At 65.0% G+C, this 14,953-nt stretch carries 15 protein-coding genes; 3 read left to right on the top strand and 12 right to left on the bottom strand.

Annotated elements, in window-relative coordinates:
• Nucleotides 1-205: 205 nt before the first annotated feature.
• The 3 genes from QXZ85_RS23775 to QXZ85_RS23765 form a co-directional block, all read right to left on the bottom strand.
• Nucleotides 206-1,420 (bottom strand): ABC transporter substrate-binding protein, encoded by a 1,215-nt coding sequence (locus QXZ85_RS23775; RefSeq protein ID WP_315768934.1) that lies wholly within the window; start codon nt 1,418-1,420, stop codon nt 206-208.
• Nucleotides 1,421-1,485: 65 nt separating this feature from the next.
• Entirely contained in the window at nt 1,486-1,809 is a 324-nt protein-coding gene (locus tag QXZ85_RS23770; RefSeq protein ID WP_315702725.1) for a 2Fe-2S iron-sulfur cluster-binding protein, read from the bottom strand.
• 8 nt (nt 1,810-1,817) lie between these two features.
• Nucleotides 1,818-3,053: a cytochrome P450 gene (locus tag QXZ85_RS23765; protein ID WP_315768932.1), complete on the bottom strand. Its 1,236-nt coding sequence runs from the start codon at nt 3,051-3,053 to the stop codon at nt 1,818-1,820.
• A 121-nt stretch (nt 3,054-3,174) separates the two neighbouring features.
• Here QXZ85_RS23765 and QXZ85_RS23760 point away from each other — a divergent pair, with 121 nt between their 5' ends.
• The 3 genes from QXZ85_RS23760 (at nt 3,175) to atzF (ending at nt 7,333) form a co-directional block, all read left to right on the top strand.
• On the top strand, nt 3,175-3,663 hold the full coding sequence (locus QXZ85_RS23760) for a MarR family winged helix-turn-helix transcriptional regulator (RefSeq protein WP_315744251.1): 489 nt from the start codon (nt 3,175-3,177) through the stop codon (nt 3,661-3,663).
• A 368-nt stretch (nt 3,664-4,031) separates the two neighbouring features.
• Nucleotides 4,032-5,306, top strand: a complete 1,275-nt coding sequence (locus tag QXZ85_RS23755; RefSeq protein WP_315744249.1) for an NAD(P)/FAD-dependent oxidoreductase — start codon at nt 4,032-4,034, stop codon at nt 5,304-5,306.
• A 233-nt stretch (nt 5,307-5,539) separates the two neighbouring features.
• Nucleotides 5,540-7,333 (top strand): allophanate hydrolase, encoded by a 1,794-nt coding sequence (atzF, locus tag QXZ85_RS23750; protein WP_315768930.1) that lies wholly within the window; start codon nt 5,540-5,542, stop codon nt 7,331-7,333.
• Nucleotides 7,334-7,336: 3 nt separating this feature from the next.
• On the opposite strand, the gene QXZ85_RS23745 is transcribed toward atzF, so the two are convergent.
• The 9 genes from QXZ85_RS23745 to QXZ85_RS23705 form a co-directional block, all read right to left on the bottom strand.
• Entirely contained in the window at nt 7,337-8,062 is a 726-nt protein-coding gene (locus QXZ85_RS23745) for a hemerythrin domain-containing protein (RefSeq protein ID WP_315744233.1), read from the bottom strand.
• Between the two features lie 11 nt (nt 8,063-8,073).
• Entirely contained in the window at nt 8,074-8,292 is a 219-nt protein-coding gene (locus QXZ85_RS23740; RefSeq protein ID WP_315763458.1) for a hypothetical protein, read from the bottom strand.
• Nucleotides 8,293-8,378: 86 nt separating this feature from the next.
• The gene (locus QXZ85_RS23735) at nt 8,379-9,110 is read right to left on the bottom strand and encodes a GntR family transcriptional regulator (RefSeq protein ID WP_315744231.1); all 732 of its coding nucleotides are present in this window, start codon (nt 9,108-9,110) and stop codon (nt 8,379-8,381) included.
• Nucleotides 9,107-9,505, bottom strand: a complete 399-nt coding sequence (hpxZ, locus tag QXZ85_RS23730; RefSeq protein ID WP_315702718.1) for an oxalurate catabolism protein HpxZ — start codon at nt 9,503-9,505, stop codon at nt 9,107-9,109. Before hpxZ ends, QXZ85_RS23735 begins: the two co-directional genes overlap by 4 nt.
• A gap of 3 nt (nt 9,506-9,508) precedes the next feature.
• Nucleotides 9,509-10,885, bottom strand: a complete 1,377-nt coding sequence (locus tag QXZ85_RS23725; protein ID WP_315702717.1) for an AtzE family amidohydrolase — start codon at nt 10,883-10,885, stop codon at nt 9,509-9,511.
• Between the two features lie 10 nt (nt 10,886-10,895).
• Nucleotides 10,896-11,075 (bottom strand): DUF4089 domain-containing protein, encoded by a 180-nt coding sequence (locus QXZ85_RS23720; RefSeq protein ID WP_315702716.1) that lies wholly within the window; start codon nt 11,073-11,075, stop codon nt 10,896-10,898.
• Nucleotides 11,076-11,087: 12 nt separating this feature from the next.
• Entirely contained in the window at nt 11,088-12,887 is a 1,800-nt protein-coding gene (locus QXZ85_RS23715) for an ABC transporter ATP-binding protein (protein ID WP_315768928.1), read from the bottom strand.
• A gap of 12 nt (nt 12,888-12,899) precedes the next feature.
• Complete coding sequence (locus QXZ85_RS23710) at nt 12,900-13,799, bottom strand: ABC transporter permease (RefSeq protein WP_315744229.1); 900 nt, start codon at nt 13,797-13,799, stop codon at nt 12,900-12,902.
• Nucleotides 13,796-14,809: an ABC transporter permease gene (locus QXZ85_RS23705; RefSeq protein ID WP_315744228.1), complete on the bottom strand. Its 1,014-nt coding sequence runs from the start codon at nt 14,807-14,809 to the stop codon at nt 13,796-13,798. Before QXZ85_RS23705 ends, QXZ85_RS23710 begins: the two co-directional genes overlap by 4 nt.
• Nucleotides 14,810-14,953: the final 144 nt, after the last annotated feature.

The raw sequence follows: 14,953 nt of genomic DNA, 5'->3' as shown, positions 1-14,953 counted from the left end.
TCGGCCGAATCTAGCACCGGCCAATGACGTGCCGGCGGCGTTTCGCCGCAGCGCGCCTCCGGGCTTCTCAGGCTTCATGCACCATAGTTCGCCAAAATGCCCGATGGCAAGAACTATACTGCCGGCGGGACAATGATGGTGAAAGCCGAAGGCCGACCGCATCACATACGGCCGGCCTCTCGCTTGCCACCTCAGATGGCCGCACTCACTTCACCAGCGAACAACCGCCGTCGGCGAGCGGCCGGAACGCCTGGTCGGCGGGAATGGTCGCAACCAGGCGATAGTAGTCGTAAGGGTATTTCGACTCCTCCGGCTGCTTCACTTCGAACAGATACATTGGATGGATCACGCGGCCGTCCTGCCGGATGGTGACCTCGCCGAACAGCTTGTCTTTGCCTTTGAACGTCTTCATCTGCGGCACGGCATCCTTGGCATCGTCGCTGCCGGTCGCCGCAACGGCATTCAGATAGGCCAGGGTCGAGGCGTAGACGCCGGCCTGGTTACCGCTCGGCATCTTGCCGTTCATGCCCGGACGGGCGGCAAAACGCTTTGCGAACGCACGCGTATCGTCGTCCATGTCCCAATAGAACGCCTCCAGGAGTTGCAACCCCTGCGCGGCCTTCAGCCCCATGCCGTGGATATCGTTGATGAAGAGCAGGAAGGCGACCAGCGACCGGCCACCCTGCTGGATGCCGAACTCCGCGGCCTGCTTCACCACGTTGATGGTATCGCCGCCGGCATTGGCGAGCCCGATCACCTTGGCTCTCGAGCTCTGCGCCTGCAGCAGGAACGAGGCGAAATCGGAGGTCCCGAGCGGATGCTTGGCAGAGCCCAGCACCTTGCCGCCATGCTTGTCGATGTAGTTGGTGGCCTCGGCCTCGATGCCCTGGCCCAGCGCATAGTTCACGGTGATGAAGTACCAATCCTTGCCGCCGCGCCCCATCATCGCGGCTGCCGTGGTGTTGCCGGTGGCCCAGGCATCGTTGACCCATTGGATCGTATTCGGCGAGCAGGCCTTGCCGGTGAGATCCGAGCTGGCCGTCGACGAAGCCAGAAAGGTCATCCGGCTGTTGCGCAGCAGCTCATTGACCGTCAGGCCCACGGCCGAATTCGGGACATCGACCACGGCGTCGACCTTGTCGACATCGAGCCATTTGCGCACGATCGCCGAGCCGACATCGGCCTTGTTCTGATGGTCGGCATAGACGATCTCGACCTTGATGCCCTTGCCGCCGCCGTTGAAATCTTCCGCTGCCATGCGCGCGGCCTCGACCGAGCCCATGCCATTGGTGTCCTGGAAAATGCCGGAGATATCGTTCAACACCCCGATGCGGACGACATTGTCAGAGATTTCCGCGCGAGCCGGCGCACAGGCCAAGCCCAGCACGGCAAGTGCGAGCGCGTAGTTCAACTGCTTCATATATCCCTCCCCGTTTTGATTTGCTTGTTGTTGCGGCCGGGCTCTGCGCCCCGGCCGATCGAACGTCAGCTCTGCCGTTCCGGCAGGCGCAGCACGAGCCCCTCCAGCGCGGGCGACACCTTGATCTGGCACGCCAGGCGGCTATTCGGCAGCCGTTCCGATGCAGTGCCGTCGAGCAGCGCATCCTCGTCGTCGCTCACCGCATCAAGCTTCGGAAGCCAGGCGTCATCGACGTACACATGGCAGGTCGCACACACGGCGTTGCCGCCACACTCGGCAACGATGCCGTCGACGCCATGGGTCAGCGCCGCCAGCATGATGCTGGCGCCGTCCTCGGCATCGACTTGCTCGCTGCGATTGTCCGGATGAATGAAGGTGATCCTCGTCATGGTCTCGCTCAGGCTGGAGTGATGCTCACCGGCAGGCTTTCCAGCCCACGCAGTGTGTTGTTGTAGCGGCGCTTCACCGCACCATCGATGGAGATCGAATCCACCTTGTGCGCGAGCGCCGTCAGCACCGCCTCTCCTTCGAGTCGGGCCACGAGCTGGCCGACGCACATATGGATGCCCGCACCGAATCCGACATGGCCGGACACCTTGCGCGTGATGTCATATCTGTCGGGCTGCTCCCAGCGCCGCGGATCGCGGTTGGCCGAGCCCAGGAACATCAGCACCTTCTCGCCTTCGCCGATGCTGGCGCCGGCGATCTCGACCTCGCGGGTGGTGGTGCGGAAGAAAGTCTGCACCGGGCTTTCGAAACGCACGGCTTCCTCGAATGCATTTCGGGCCAGCGACGGATCCTGGCGCAGCCGTCGCCATTCCTCCGGGAAACGGGCCAGGCAGTAGACCGCCGCGCCGATGCCATACACCGTCGTGTCCAGTCCGGCCGACAGCAACGAGCGCACCAGAAGCGGCGCTTCCGCCGGCGTAATGTCACCGCTATCGGCGAAGGCGTGGATGCAGGCGCCGAAGCCGCCCGGCGCAAGATTGTCGCGCTGGCACTGCGCGGTGACATAAGTTTGATGGGGTGCCGAGCGCTCGATCGCCTGCTGCCGGAGCTCGTTGGGCGGACCGAACGCATTGAATACCAGACTCGCATAGGGGATCAGATGCTCGCGGCCATCGGGCTTGAGGCCCAGCGCATCCGGAAACACCGACAGCGGATAGGCTTCGGCGAGATCAGTGACGGCATCGAAGCGCCGACGTGCCAGCAGCTCGTCAATCTTGGCTTCGGCCGCCGCCAAGAAGCCGTCGCGCAGGCGCTTCATCACCGCGGGCGACAGCACCTTGCTCAACACCGCCCGGGTACGCGTATGTGCCGGCGGATCGGCTTCCAGAATGAGACTCGGCGGCCGCCACGGCTTCTCCTTGGCAAAATCGCTCAACCCCACGCCGCGGCTGGAGCAGAAGGTTTGGGGATCATTCAGCACCGCATAGACTTCCGCATAGCGGGCAACGCCATAGACATTCCAGCGATCGAGATAAACGACGGGTCCGGCCTGGCGCATTTGGTCATGCGCCGGATAAGGATCATTAAAAAAGGCGATCGAGAACGGATCGATGTCGAGGTGGGGAATATCGGCTGGTGGCGCGGCGGGGCGAGCGGCCGGCGCGGAGATATCCGTCTGGTTCATGCAGTCCTCCCGAAGTTTGGCCTTGTCATGCGGCTTTTGCTGTCTCTATGACTGAAATGGACGAGCGGTGATGGAGATCATGAGCGACCAAGCCCGCAAATCGCGTGCAACAAAGCCGCAGATGGAGACGACGGGCGGCCAGCCCCCTGGCCATGACCTCACGCTTGATCTCGACCGCTACGTGCCCGCCTTCATCACCTTCATCGCCAACAAACTGTCGAACAGCGCGACCGCGTTCTATCAGCGCAATTTCGGCGTCAACGTCACGGAATGGCGCATCATGTCGCTGCTGGCGATCGAGCCCGGCATTCCGGCCTCGCGCATCTGCAGCGTGATCGGCTTTGACAAGGGACCGGTCAGCCGCACGCTGGCAGCGATGAAAAAGCGCGGGCTGATCGCCATCCGCTCCGATCCTGTCGATGGCCGCAGCCACTCGATCTCGCTGACCGCCAAAGGACGAGCCACCCACGACAAAGTCATCGTGGCAGCGTTGGAGCGCGAACGTCGGCTGCTGTCCTGCCTCGACAGGCAAGAGCAGGAAACGCTGATCCGGCTGCTCCGCACCATCCACGACAATCTCGACGCGGTCACGGAAGCGGCCGACTCCTAGGAGGTCCATCGCTGCGCGGCTCACCGGGCGATCGCGCTGCGCTCCAGCACGACGTCCGTCGGCGACTTCGCCCGCGTTGGCCGAACCCTGCATCTCGCTTCCATCCCTCTGCAGGCGCGCATTGGTCGCACGCCCCTGCTGTTCTCAACAGAATATCCAGAATATAGTTGCCTTGGCAACCATAAATTCGCGCTATCGCACCGCAACGGCCGCGCCAGCGGCGCGAATGGGATTGGCACGGTGTTGCCCGCATTGCGCCTCATACCAACGCGATAGATTCCTGCTATCGTACGATAGCGCCGACGGGCTTGAAGCAGCCGCACGGACATGTACTTAAAGCTGGGAGCGCATCAGCGATGAACAGCCTCATGACGACCGAACCGCGCAACCTTCATCATGTCGTCATTGTCGGGGCCGGCTTCGGCGGCCTGGAAACGACCTATCGCCTGGCCGGCGCGCCCGTGCGCATTACGCTGATCGATCGTCGCAACCATCACCTGTTTCAGCCGCTGCTCTATCAGGTCGCGACGGCTTCGCTCTCGACATCCGAGATCGCTTGGCCGATCCGCTATCTGGTGCGCCACCGCCCTGAAGTCACCACCTTGTTCGCAACGGTCACCGGCATCGATGCAGCGAATCGCCGAGTGCTGCTGGAGGACGGCACGGAGGTGGCTTATGACAGCCTGGTGCTCGCCACCGGCGCGCGCCACGCCTATTTCGGTCACGATGAGTGGGAGCCGTTCGCGCCGGGCCTGAAGACGCTCGAAGACGCCACCACCCTGCGGCGGCGCATCCTGGTCGCATTCGAGCGCGCGGAGCGCGAGACCGATGCCGCCAAACGCGCGGCTTTGATGACCTTCGTCATCATCGGCGCCGGTCCTACCGGCGTGGAGCTCGCCGGCACTATCGCCGATATGGCGCGCGCCACGCTGCCGCCGGACTTCCGCAACATCGATACGCAAAAAGCGCGGGTGGTGCTGATCGAAGCCGGCCCGCGCGTGCTGGCAGGCTTTCCCGACGATCTCTCGGCCTATGCGCTCAAATCGCTCGAAAGCATCGGCGTTGACGTGGTGCTCGGACAGCCGGTGACCGACTGTAATGCGGACGGCGTGGTCTATGGCGGCAAGCAATTGGAGGCCAAGACCATCATCTGGGCCGCCGGCGTGCGCGCCTCACGCGCGGCCGAATGGCTGGGCGCACCGGCCGATCGCGCCGGCCGGCTGCAGGTCGCCCCCGACCTGACCGTGCCCGGTCATCCCGAGATCTTCGCCATCGGCGATACCGTCACCATCCCCGCCTGGAATGGGCAGCCGGTACCGGGCATCGCGCCGGCGGCCAAGCAGGAGGGCCGCTATGTGGCCGAAGTCATCAAGGCGCGGCTGCAAGGCCGCAGCTTGCCGCCATTCCGCTACAGCCATTCCGGCAGCCTGGCCCAGATCGGCAAGCGGCTTGCGGTGATCGATTTCGGCTGGATCAAACTGCGCGGCGCCATCGCCTGGTGGATCTGGGGCATCGCGCACATCTATTTCCTGATCGGGTTGCGCAACCGGCTCGCGGTGGCGCTCAGCTGGCTCTGGATCCACGCCCGTGACCAGCGCGCGGCGCGCCTGATCACGCAAGGATCCAGCAAGGTGATGGACTAGTATCTGCTCATAAATTGAGCAATTTGGCAGACAAGGATCTGTATCCGGCCCCGGCAGCCGCCCCCAACTGCCAACCAAACGATTGAAATCAAAACAATAAGCATCGATGCAGCCGATTTGCGCCGATGTACACAATGGCACGTGCCTTGCTACAGTCGGAGGACATCTGGACTGTGGGAGCGCACGCGAATGCAACGGCTGACGTCAGGTATCTCCAACGATCGGGGCCGTTCGTGATCGAGACCGTTGCCGAGATCGTCGCCGCGCATCGGCAGGAGCTGACGTCACCTGCAGCTACGGTGGCACGCAGCTTCGCGCGCATCCGTGCCCATGGCGATCCCGCCATATTCATCAGCCTGCGTGACGAGCAGGAGGCCATCGCCGAGGCCGAGCGCCTCGGCGACAAGGATGCGGCAAGCCTGCCGCTCTATGGCGTGCCGGTCGCGGTGAAAGACAATATCGACGTCGCGGGCATGCCGACCACTGCCGGCTGCCCAGCCTTCGCCTACACGCCGGCGCGCGATGCGACCGCGGTGGCACGGTTGCGCGCCGCCGGAGCCATCATCATCGGCAAAACCAATCTCGATCAGTTCGCGACCGGCCTGGTCGGCGTCCGCTCGCCTTACGGCATTCCCAAGAATGCCGTGCGCAGTGACCTCGTGCCGGGGGGATCGAGCTCGGGCTCGGCGGTCGCGGTGGCGGCGGGGCTGGTGCCGCTCTCGCTCGGCACCGACACCGCCGGCTCGGGCCGCGTGCCGGCGATGCTCAACAACATCGTCGGCCTCAAGCCGAGCCTCGGCATGATCTCGACGACAGGACTGGTGCCGGCCTGCCGCACGCTCGACTGCATCTCGCTGTTCTCGCTGATCGTGGATGACGCCGCGACTGCGCTCGGCGTCATGGCAGCCCCCGATCCGCTCGATCCGTTCTCGCGCGACCGGCCGCTGCAGGCGCTCGCGCCCTTCCCGTCCGGCGTGCGGCTCGGCGTGCCGCGTGCAGGGCAACTGATCTTCTTCGGCGACAAGGCCGCAGAAGCCGCCTATGGCGAGGCGACTGCGCGGTTCGCCAAACTTGGCGCCGACCTGGTCGAATTCGATCTCGAGCCGTTTTATGAGACGGCGCGGCTGCTCTATGAAGGGCCGTGGGTCGCCGAGCGCTATCTCGTGATCCGCGATCTCCTGGCGTCGGATCCGGATGCAATCCATCCGGTCACACGTGAGATCACCATCGCCGGTGCACGCCCGAGTGCCGCCGATACCTTCGCTGCGCTGTATCGACTGCAGACATTGCGCAAGGTGGCCGCACGCACCTTTGCCGAGATCGACGCGATGGTGTTGCCGACCGCTCCGACCACCTACACCACGGCCGAAGTGCTGGCCAATCCGGTCGAGCTCAACAGCCGGCTCGGCACTTACACCAACTTCGTCAACCTGCTCGACCTCTGCGGATTGGCGCTGCCCGCGGCGATGCGCAACGACGGCATTCCATTCGGCGTCACCCTGCTCGCGCCAGCCGGTCACGACGCAAAGCTCGCGAGCATCGGCCGCGCCTTCCATGCCGATACCAGGCTTCCGGCCGGAGCCAATGCCGTGCCACTGCCGCCGCTCGCACCGCTGTCATCGGCGCCGCTTGGCGACGAAATCACGATCGCCGTGGTCGGCGCCCACCTGTCGGGAATGGCGCTGAACAACGAGTTGACCTCGCTCGGCGGGCGCCTGCTGGAAACGACCAAGACCGCGCCGGACTATCGGCTCTATGCGCTTGCGACCGTCCCGCCCAAGCCCGGCATGCTGCGCATCGAACCCGGCGAGGGCGTGTCGGTCGACGTCGAACTGTGGGCGCTGTCGGCGGCGAGCTTCGGCCGGTTCGTCGCAGCCGTGCCGGAGCCGCTGTCGATCGGCACGATCCGCCTCGCCGACCAGCGCAATGTCAAAGGCTTCATTGTCGAGTCCGCCGCGACCCACGGCGCCCGCGACATCTCCTCTTTCGGCGGCTGGCGGGCGTATCTGGCGCAGAGCGCGGCATAGACATCAGCGCGGCGTGAACTGATTGAGATCGGCGATGCCGATCTGCTGCTCGAGCGAAGCGACGCGCTGCACCATCATTTCAAAGCCGTCGCCGCCGAACATCTGCTGTTCCTTCTTCTCGAAATCCTCCGCCATCGCGTCATATTCATGCGGCGAGACGATCTTGCGCAGCAGCGGAAACAGATCGGTGTCCTCGCGCGCCGCGTGCGGCCGATACATGGCGATGAAGGCATGAATGCCGTCGACGACCTGACGCCGGTCGTCGCCCGCCTTCCGGCTCCCTGACGCCGCCTGCAAAATCTTCGCAGTCACCCGCCGGCCGGCCTCGTGTTGCGCCAACAGCGTATCGACGAGCGGGACGAGCTTGCCGGCCTGCTTGAATCGCGGAAAGACGGCCTGCTCTTCCGAGTGCTCATGATAGTTCTCGATGAAGTCGCGGACGATTCCCGCCGCATTGGTGATCACGGCCGGATCGAAATCCTCATTGGCCGAGAACTTGCGCACCGCCGCCTCATAGATGAGCAGCACGCGGTCGAGCACGCCATGCTCGCGCATCAGGTCCTCCGGCGGCGTGACCTCCGGCTCTTTTTCGCTCTTTGCCTCTTTGGCGGTAAAGGCGGCCACGGGCGAGAGCACAAGACCACCTGCGACGGCTGCGGTCGAGGCGGCCTTCAGGAAACGCCGCTTGTCGATTTCGGCGACGAGATCAGTTGGCGTGAGCAGGACCATGTTACGTCCCATCAGGCCGATTTGCGCCAGGCCGACTCGTTCTTGTTGCCGTAATCGTCGAAGGCCTTGATCAGGCCATTCAGCACTTCCGCCGAGGTCTCGAACATCGCCTTGAGCTGCGGCTCGTCGACCTTGCCGATATCCTCGCGCAGATGCGTCACCGTCTCTTGCAGGCGCTGCTTCATCCGCTGGGTGTGGTGACGAGGATCCTTCTCCGAAGCTGTAGCCATGGACACGTCTCCTCTGATCAGGACTGAACAGAGAAAACGACCGCCCGCGATGGAGGTTCCTCGCTGCTCACATCAGGATGCAAAGACTAGACGGAGACCGCGTAGATTTCGTATTCGCCGCGGACGAGCTCGATATGCGCGCGCATGGCGTTCGCCGCACCGGCCTTGTCGCCGCGCAGGATCCCGACCACCACGCGGTCGTGCTCGGCATGCGATTTCGCCAGCCGTCCGAGATTGCGGAACTGGGCGCGCCGGAACGGCTGCACCCGCACCCGCGTCGCCAAGGTGATCTCGGCGATATAGGCATTGTGCGCGCCGGCATAGATCGCGCTGTGGAACCGCTCGTTCACCTCGTGGAATCGCTCGGGATTCCCGGCGTGACTGAGCGTCCGCAACTCGTCGTGAATGAGCTCCAGCCGCTGCCGCTCCACCGGGGTCATGCGCTGCGCCGCAAGACCGGCGCAGAGACCTTCCAGCTCGGCCATCGCCTCGAACATCCCGCTCAGGCGTTCGACGCCCGGCCGCGCCACCACCGCGCCGCGATGGGCGCGAGCCTCGACCAGGCCGGAGGCTGCGAGCTGACGCAGCGCTTCCCGCACCGGCGTGCGCGACACGTTGAAGCGCTTGGCAATCTCGGTCTCGTCGAGAGGCGCACCGGGCGCGAGCACCCCGCGCACGATCTCGTCGGCGAGCTGCAGCCGCAGCTCTTCGGCGCGGGTGATCTTGGCAACGCTTGGGAGGGCGCGATCGACGCGCTGGAGCTCCGGCTCCCGGATCAACCGCTGGCGCGACCGAGTCGATACATCGTCGAGGCTCATGCCGGGGCGCCCTTCGGTTCGTCGATGATGCTGACATGGGCCGCGACGATTCTCCACCCTTCCGGAAAACGGATCCAGGTCTGCATCTGGCGGCCAACGCGGCCGGGTGCGCTGTCGCGGTAGAACAAGGTCGAAGCGACCGCGCTGTCGCGGCCATAGGTGGAGATCACGGTGCCTGCTGTTCGGCGCATCAGGCCGGCCGGCGAGCGGGCGGCGCGAAAGCTCGAGATCTCGTCATAGCCATACAGGTTTTCCGTAATGCCGTAGCGCAGGGTGCGCGGATCGTTGCGGAACAGTTCGTCGAGCACGGCGACATCGTTCGTCACCAGCGCCTGTTCATAACGCTGGAACTGCGCGGTGACCTCCGCAACGACATCGGGCAGATCGACTTCCATAAACTAGAACCCTTTCGGTGCCGGCGCGGCGGCAACGCCCATCTCTTGCAAGGCGTAGGCCACCCGAAGCGCGATGTCTTCGCGCCAAGGCGCGGCAATCAGCTGCACCCCGATCGGCAGAGGCGATAGCGGAACCGGGACGGCAACGACGGGCAGACCGATAAAGGAGATCGGCTGGGTGTGGATGCCGATATTGGCCCGCACCGGCAGCTCGACGCCGTCGAGCACGAAGGTCGCTTGCCCGAGCTTTGGGGCAACACATGGCGTCGCCGGCGCGATCAGCAGATCGACGCTCCTGAACAGTTCCAGCACTTGCGCGCGATACCAGCGCCGGAATTTCTGGGCGCGATCGACCAGCGGCGCCGGAATCATCGCGCCCGCGATCAGCCGATCGCGTACGGCCGGATCGAAATCGAGCGGCCGCGATCGCAAACGATCGAGATGCAGCGATGCGCCTTCCGTGGTGGATATGACATAAGCCGCGGCGCGGGCGCGCGCAGCCTCCGGCACCTCGATCACCTCGGTCGCGTTCAAAGCCCTGGCGACGCGGGCCACGGCTTCCACCGCCTCCGTAAAGAGGTGCTTCTGGAAATGCCCGCCAGCCATCGCGACGCGCAGGCCTCCGGTGCCCCGCCGAAGCAGAGGCGTTGCCGGCTCCGGCGCGCGCGTCGTGCAGGCGGCGTCATCGGGATCCGGACCTTGCATGGCGTCATAAGCAAGCGCGAGGTCTTCGACCGACCGCGCAAACGGGCCGAGATGATCGAGGCTCGCGACGAAAGGAAAGGAGCGGGCGCGCGACAGCCGCCCATAGGTCGGCTTCAGGCCGAAGATGCCACAGAACGAGGATGGCACCCGGATCGAGCCATTGGTATCGGAGCCGAGCGCGATCGGCACCAGCCGGCCACCGACTGCACTGCCCGAACCGCCCGAGGAACCGCCGCTCATGCGCGTCACATCATGCGGATTGCGCGATGGTCCGTCATGGATGTTCTCGCCGGTGAAATCGTAGGCGTATTCGCCCATGTTGAGCGCGCCGACCAGCACCGCTCCGGCCGCTTCCATCCGCGCGATCAAGGTCGCATCGCGCGCGGCCGGCGCGCGGTCGCGATTGATCTTGGAGCCGGCGCGCGTCGGCAGCCCCTCGACATCGAACAGATTCTTCACGGCGAACGGCACACCCGCGAGCGGGCCCACGCTCTGCCCTCCCGCAATCGCGGCATCGACCGCCCGCGCCTGTTCGCGCGCACGATCCGCCGTCACGTCGGTGAATGCATTCAGCACGCCGTTATGCTGGGCGATCCGCGCCAGTGCGGCCTCGGTCGCCTCGAGGGCGGACAGTTTGCGTGCGGCCACCGCGGCAGCGATGGCGGCCGCGTTCATATCGGAGGAATCAAGCGGTGAAGACACTGGCGGGCTCTGTTTCATCGGGCAGTTGATAGTCGTCGACCAGCCGCGCCATCTTCAGCGAGACCTCGAGATTGGCACGAATCGCCGGGCGCCACGCGTCCTCGATCGGCAGGCCCAGCGCGTGCCCGACCGCGTCGATATAATCGTCCAATGGCTCAGCCATGGGCTTTCCCTCTCAATGACCCGGAAGCGGCGGGTGCGGAATCGCCGTCAGCAGTTCGCGTGTATAGGCATCCTGCGGATCGCCCAGCACGCGCTCCGCCGATCCTTCCTCGACGATCCGTCCCGATCGCATCACGATGACACGATCGCACAACAGCCGCACCACATTCAAATCATGGGAGACAAACAGGTAGCTCATACCCATCCGCTGCTTGAGCTCTTGCAGCAGGTTCAGGACGACCGCCTGCACCGAGACGTCGAGTGCAGCGGTCGGCTCGTCCAGGATCACGAGCTTGGGATGCAGCGCGATCGCGCGTGCGATGCCGACGCGCGCCTTCTGCCCGCCGGATAATTGATGCGGGAAGCGGTCGAGCAGGTCGATCGGCAGGCCGACCAGCGTCGCGAGCTCTTCGCAGCGCGCCCGCACCGCATCGCGCCCCTTGATCATGCCGAGCTGCAGGATCGGATCGGCAATGGCGCGTGCCGCGGTGAAGCGCGGATTAAGGCTGTCAGTCGGATCCTGGAACACCATCTGGATGCGACTGCGCAGCGGCAGCCGCGCGAAGGCCTGCGGCGAGATCTCGCCGATCTCCTCGCCGTCGAACGCGATGCGACCGGAGGTCTGGTCCAACAGCCGCATCACCATCATCGACGTGGTCGACTTGCCGCAACCGGATTCGCCGACCAGGCCGACGCTTTCGCCATGGCCGATCGTAAAGCCGATGCCATCAACAGCGCGAAACACCTCAGGCTCGACCGGCGGCTTGCGCGCAAACAATTTTGACAGCGTCGCGGTCGCACCCCGGCGCGGATAGTCCTTGACGAGTTTGTCGACCAGCAAGAGCGGCCTCTTCTCCCTCTCCCCGCTTACGGGGAGAGGGTCGGGGTAAGGGGCTCTCTCGGGCAGGACGACTCGCGGCGAGTTCCCCTCACCCGGATCGCTGCGCGATCCGACTTCCCCCCGCACGCGGGGAGAGGTGACGAGAACATCATCCTCCGGCAACAAATCCTGCAGCGAGACGCCCAGCCGCGGCGTCGCCCGCATCAGCTTGCGCGTATAGGGATGTTGCGGACGCGCAAAGATCTCGGCAGCGCTCGCCGTCTCGACCACATGGCCCTTCTCCATCACCACCACGCGGTCGCAATAGGCGGCGGCAAGCCCAAGATCGTGCGTGATCAGGATCGTCGACATGCCGCGGCTCTTCGTCAACTCGACGACCAGATCCATCACCGCCTTCTGGGTCGTGACGTCGAGGCCGGTCGTCGGCTCGTCCGCGATCAGGAGCTGCGGATTGCAGGCCAGCGCCAGCGCGATCACGACGCGCTGGCACATGCCGCCTGACAGTTCGAACGGATAGGCGTGGTAGCGCTCGCGCGGCCGCGCGATCTTGACCTGCTCCAGCGCCGCGATCGCCTTCTCAGCCCGCTCGTTCGCAGCGGCCTGCACATGCTGCTTCAGCACATCCTCGATCTGCAGGCCGACCTTGCGGATCGGATTGAGCGCGGCGCGCGGGTTCTGGAAGATCATCGAGATCTCGCGCCCGCGCAGATCGCGCATTTCGGCCTCGCCGGCGGCCTTGACGTCGATGCCGGAGAACACCACCGAGCCCTGGGCGATGCGCCCCGCACGATCCAGGATACGCATCACAGCATAGGACGTGACCGACTTGCCCGACCCGGACTCGCCGACGATCGCAACGGTCTCACCCTTGGCGACGGAGATGTCGACATGCTGCACCGCCTTGACGATGCCGCGACGCGTGGAGAATTCGACGGTGAGATCGCGGACATCGAGCAGCGGCTGCGCGGTCATCGAAAAGCTCCTTTACGTCCGCCGCTGCGGATCGACGATATCGCGCAAGCCATCACCGAGCAGGTTGAAGCAGAACACGGCGATCATCAGCGCTAGTCCCGGAAACAGCGCGATCCACCATTCGCCGGAGACCATGAAGGACGCCCCTTCGGCGACCATGATGCCCCACTCCGCCGTCGGCGGCCGCACGCCGAGTCCGATGAAGGAGAGGCCGGCGGCGTTGAGGATGGCGTAGCCCATGGTCAGCGACATCTGCACGATCATGATCGGCATGATGTTGGGCAGGATGTGGCCGAGCAGGATCCGAGCTTCGCTGTTGCCGGACAGCCGCGCCGCCTGCACGAAACCGGCACTGCGGCGGACATTGGCTTCGGCCCGCGCCACGCGGGCATAGAGCGGAAAATTCACGATGGCCGTGGCGATGATGATGTTCTGCACGGTGTTGCCGAGTGCGGCGACGATGCCCATCGCCAGCACGAACAGCGGAAAGGCCATGATGGTGTCGGCAATGCGGCCGACGATGCGGTCGGTCCAACCGCCGAAGAAGCCCGCGGCGACGCCGGCGAGGCCGCCCATGGCGAACACCAGCGCCACCGACGCAACCGCGATGAATGTATCGAGGCGGGTGGCGACCACGACACGGCTGAAGATGTCGCGCCCGAGCTGATCGGTGCCGAACCAATGCGCCGCCGACGGCGGCTTCAACGCGGCCGCGGTGTCGCTGGCGAGCGGATCATAGGGTACCATCCACGGTCCCAGCAGCGCGGAGAGCAGGATCAGAACGAGCAGCGCGAAGGCGAAGGCCGTGACCTTGTTCTCACCGAGCACATAGCGGGCATGCTCAACGAGAGCGATCAGGCCGGAGCCTCGCGATGACGTGACGGGTTCTACCGCAGGCGCGACAGTGCTCATCCTTCCAGCCTCACGCGGGGATCGATGACGCCATAGAGAATGTCGATGATGAGGTTCAGCGCGACATACATGACGGCCATGGTCAGCACGAAGCCCTGCACCGGCGCGAAGTCGGAGGCGATCAGCGCCTCGACCGCGTAGGAGCCGATGCCGGGCCATGCGAACACCTTCTCGACCAGCACGTTGGCGCCGAGCAGGAAGGAGAACACCATCGACAGCGTCGTGATCACCGGCAGCATGGCGTTCCGAAAGGCGTAAGTTATGGTCACGGTCGACGGGGAGAGGCCGGAGGCGCGCGCGGTGCGGACGAATTCGGATGCCAGCACGGACAGCATCGAAGCCCGGGTCATGCGCGCGATCGGCGCCAGCGAGAAGATGGCAAGCGTGGCCGCCGGCAAGATCAGCTGGCTGAACGCCGAGCGGAACGCCTCGAAGTCGCCCGCAAGCAGCGTGTCAATCAGGTAGAAGCCGGTCACCGTTGGCGGCGCACTGGTGAACACATCAAGCCGGCCCAGCGGCGCCGGCGACCAGCCGAGCCGGAAATAGAACACATAGACCAGAACGAGTCCGGTGAAGAACACCGGCAGCGACACGCCGGCCGTGGTGACGATGCGGCAGAGATGATCGATCCACGAGCCCGGCCGCGTCGCGGCGAGCACACCGAGCGGCAGCGCGATCAGGATCGAGATGAACAGGCCGAGCAGCGTGAGCTCGGCGGAGGCCGGCAAGCGGTTGCGGATCTCGGTCGCGACCGGCTGGCCCGTGGTCAGCGAGTTGCCGAGGTCGCCATGCGCGAGGTCGGCGGTATAACGAAAGAACTGCTCGACCAGCGGCTTGTCGAAGCCGAGCTTCTTACGGATCTGCTCGACCGCTTCCTTGGTCGCGGCAGGACCGGCGAAATAAGCGGCGGGATCGCCCGGCAAGGCGCGCGTCAGCAGGAAGGTGACGACGACGACGCCGATCAGCGAGGGGATCGCAAACGCGAGGCGCTTGGCGATGAGCGTCAGCATGCGAGCAGCCTTGCCAATGGTGCGGTCGGTGGTGAAGCCACCCGCGGTCGGCTCCCTCCCCCCCTGTGGGCTATTCGATTCACACATTTTTGAGCCTCAGAGTGGTGCCGTATTTGATGCGGCGGAACGCTTCGAGGCCCAACC

Origin of the sequence: Bradyrhizobium sp. SZCCHNGR1005, assembly GCF_032489995.1 — a bacterium.
Taxonomy (GTDB): domain Bacteria; phylum Pseudomonadota; class Alphaproteobacteria; order Rhizobiales; family Xanthobacteraceae; genus Bradyrhizobium.
This window is presented reverse-complemented; position numbering and strand designations above follow the sequence as displayed.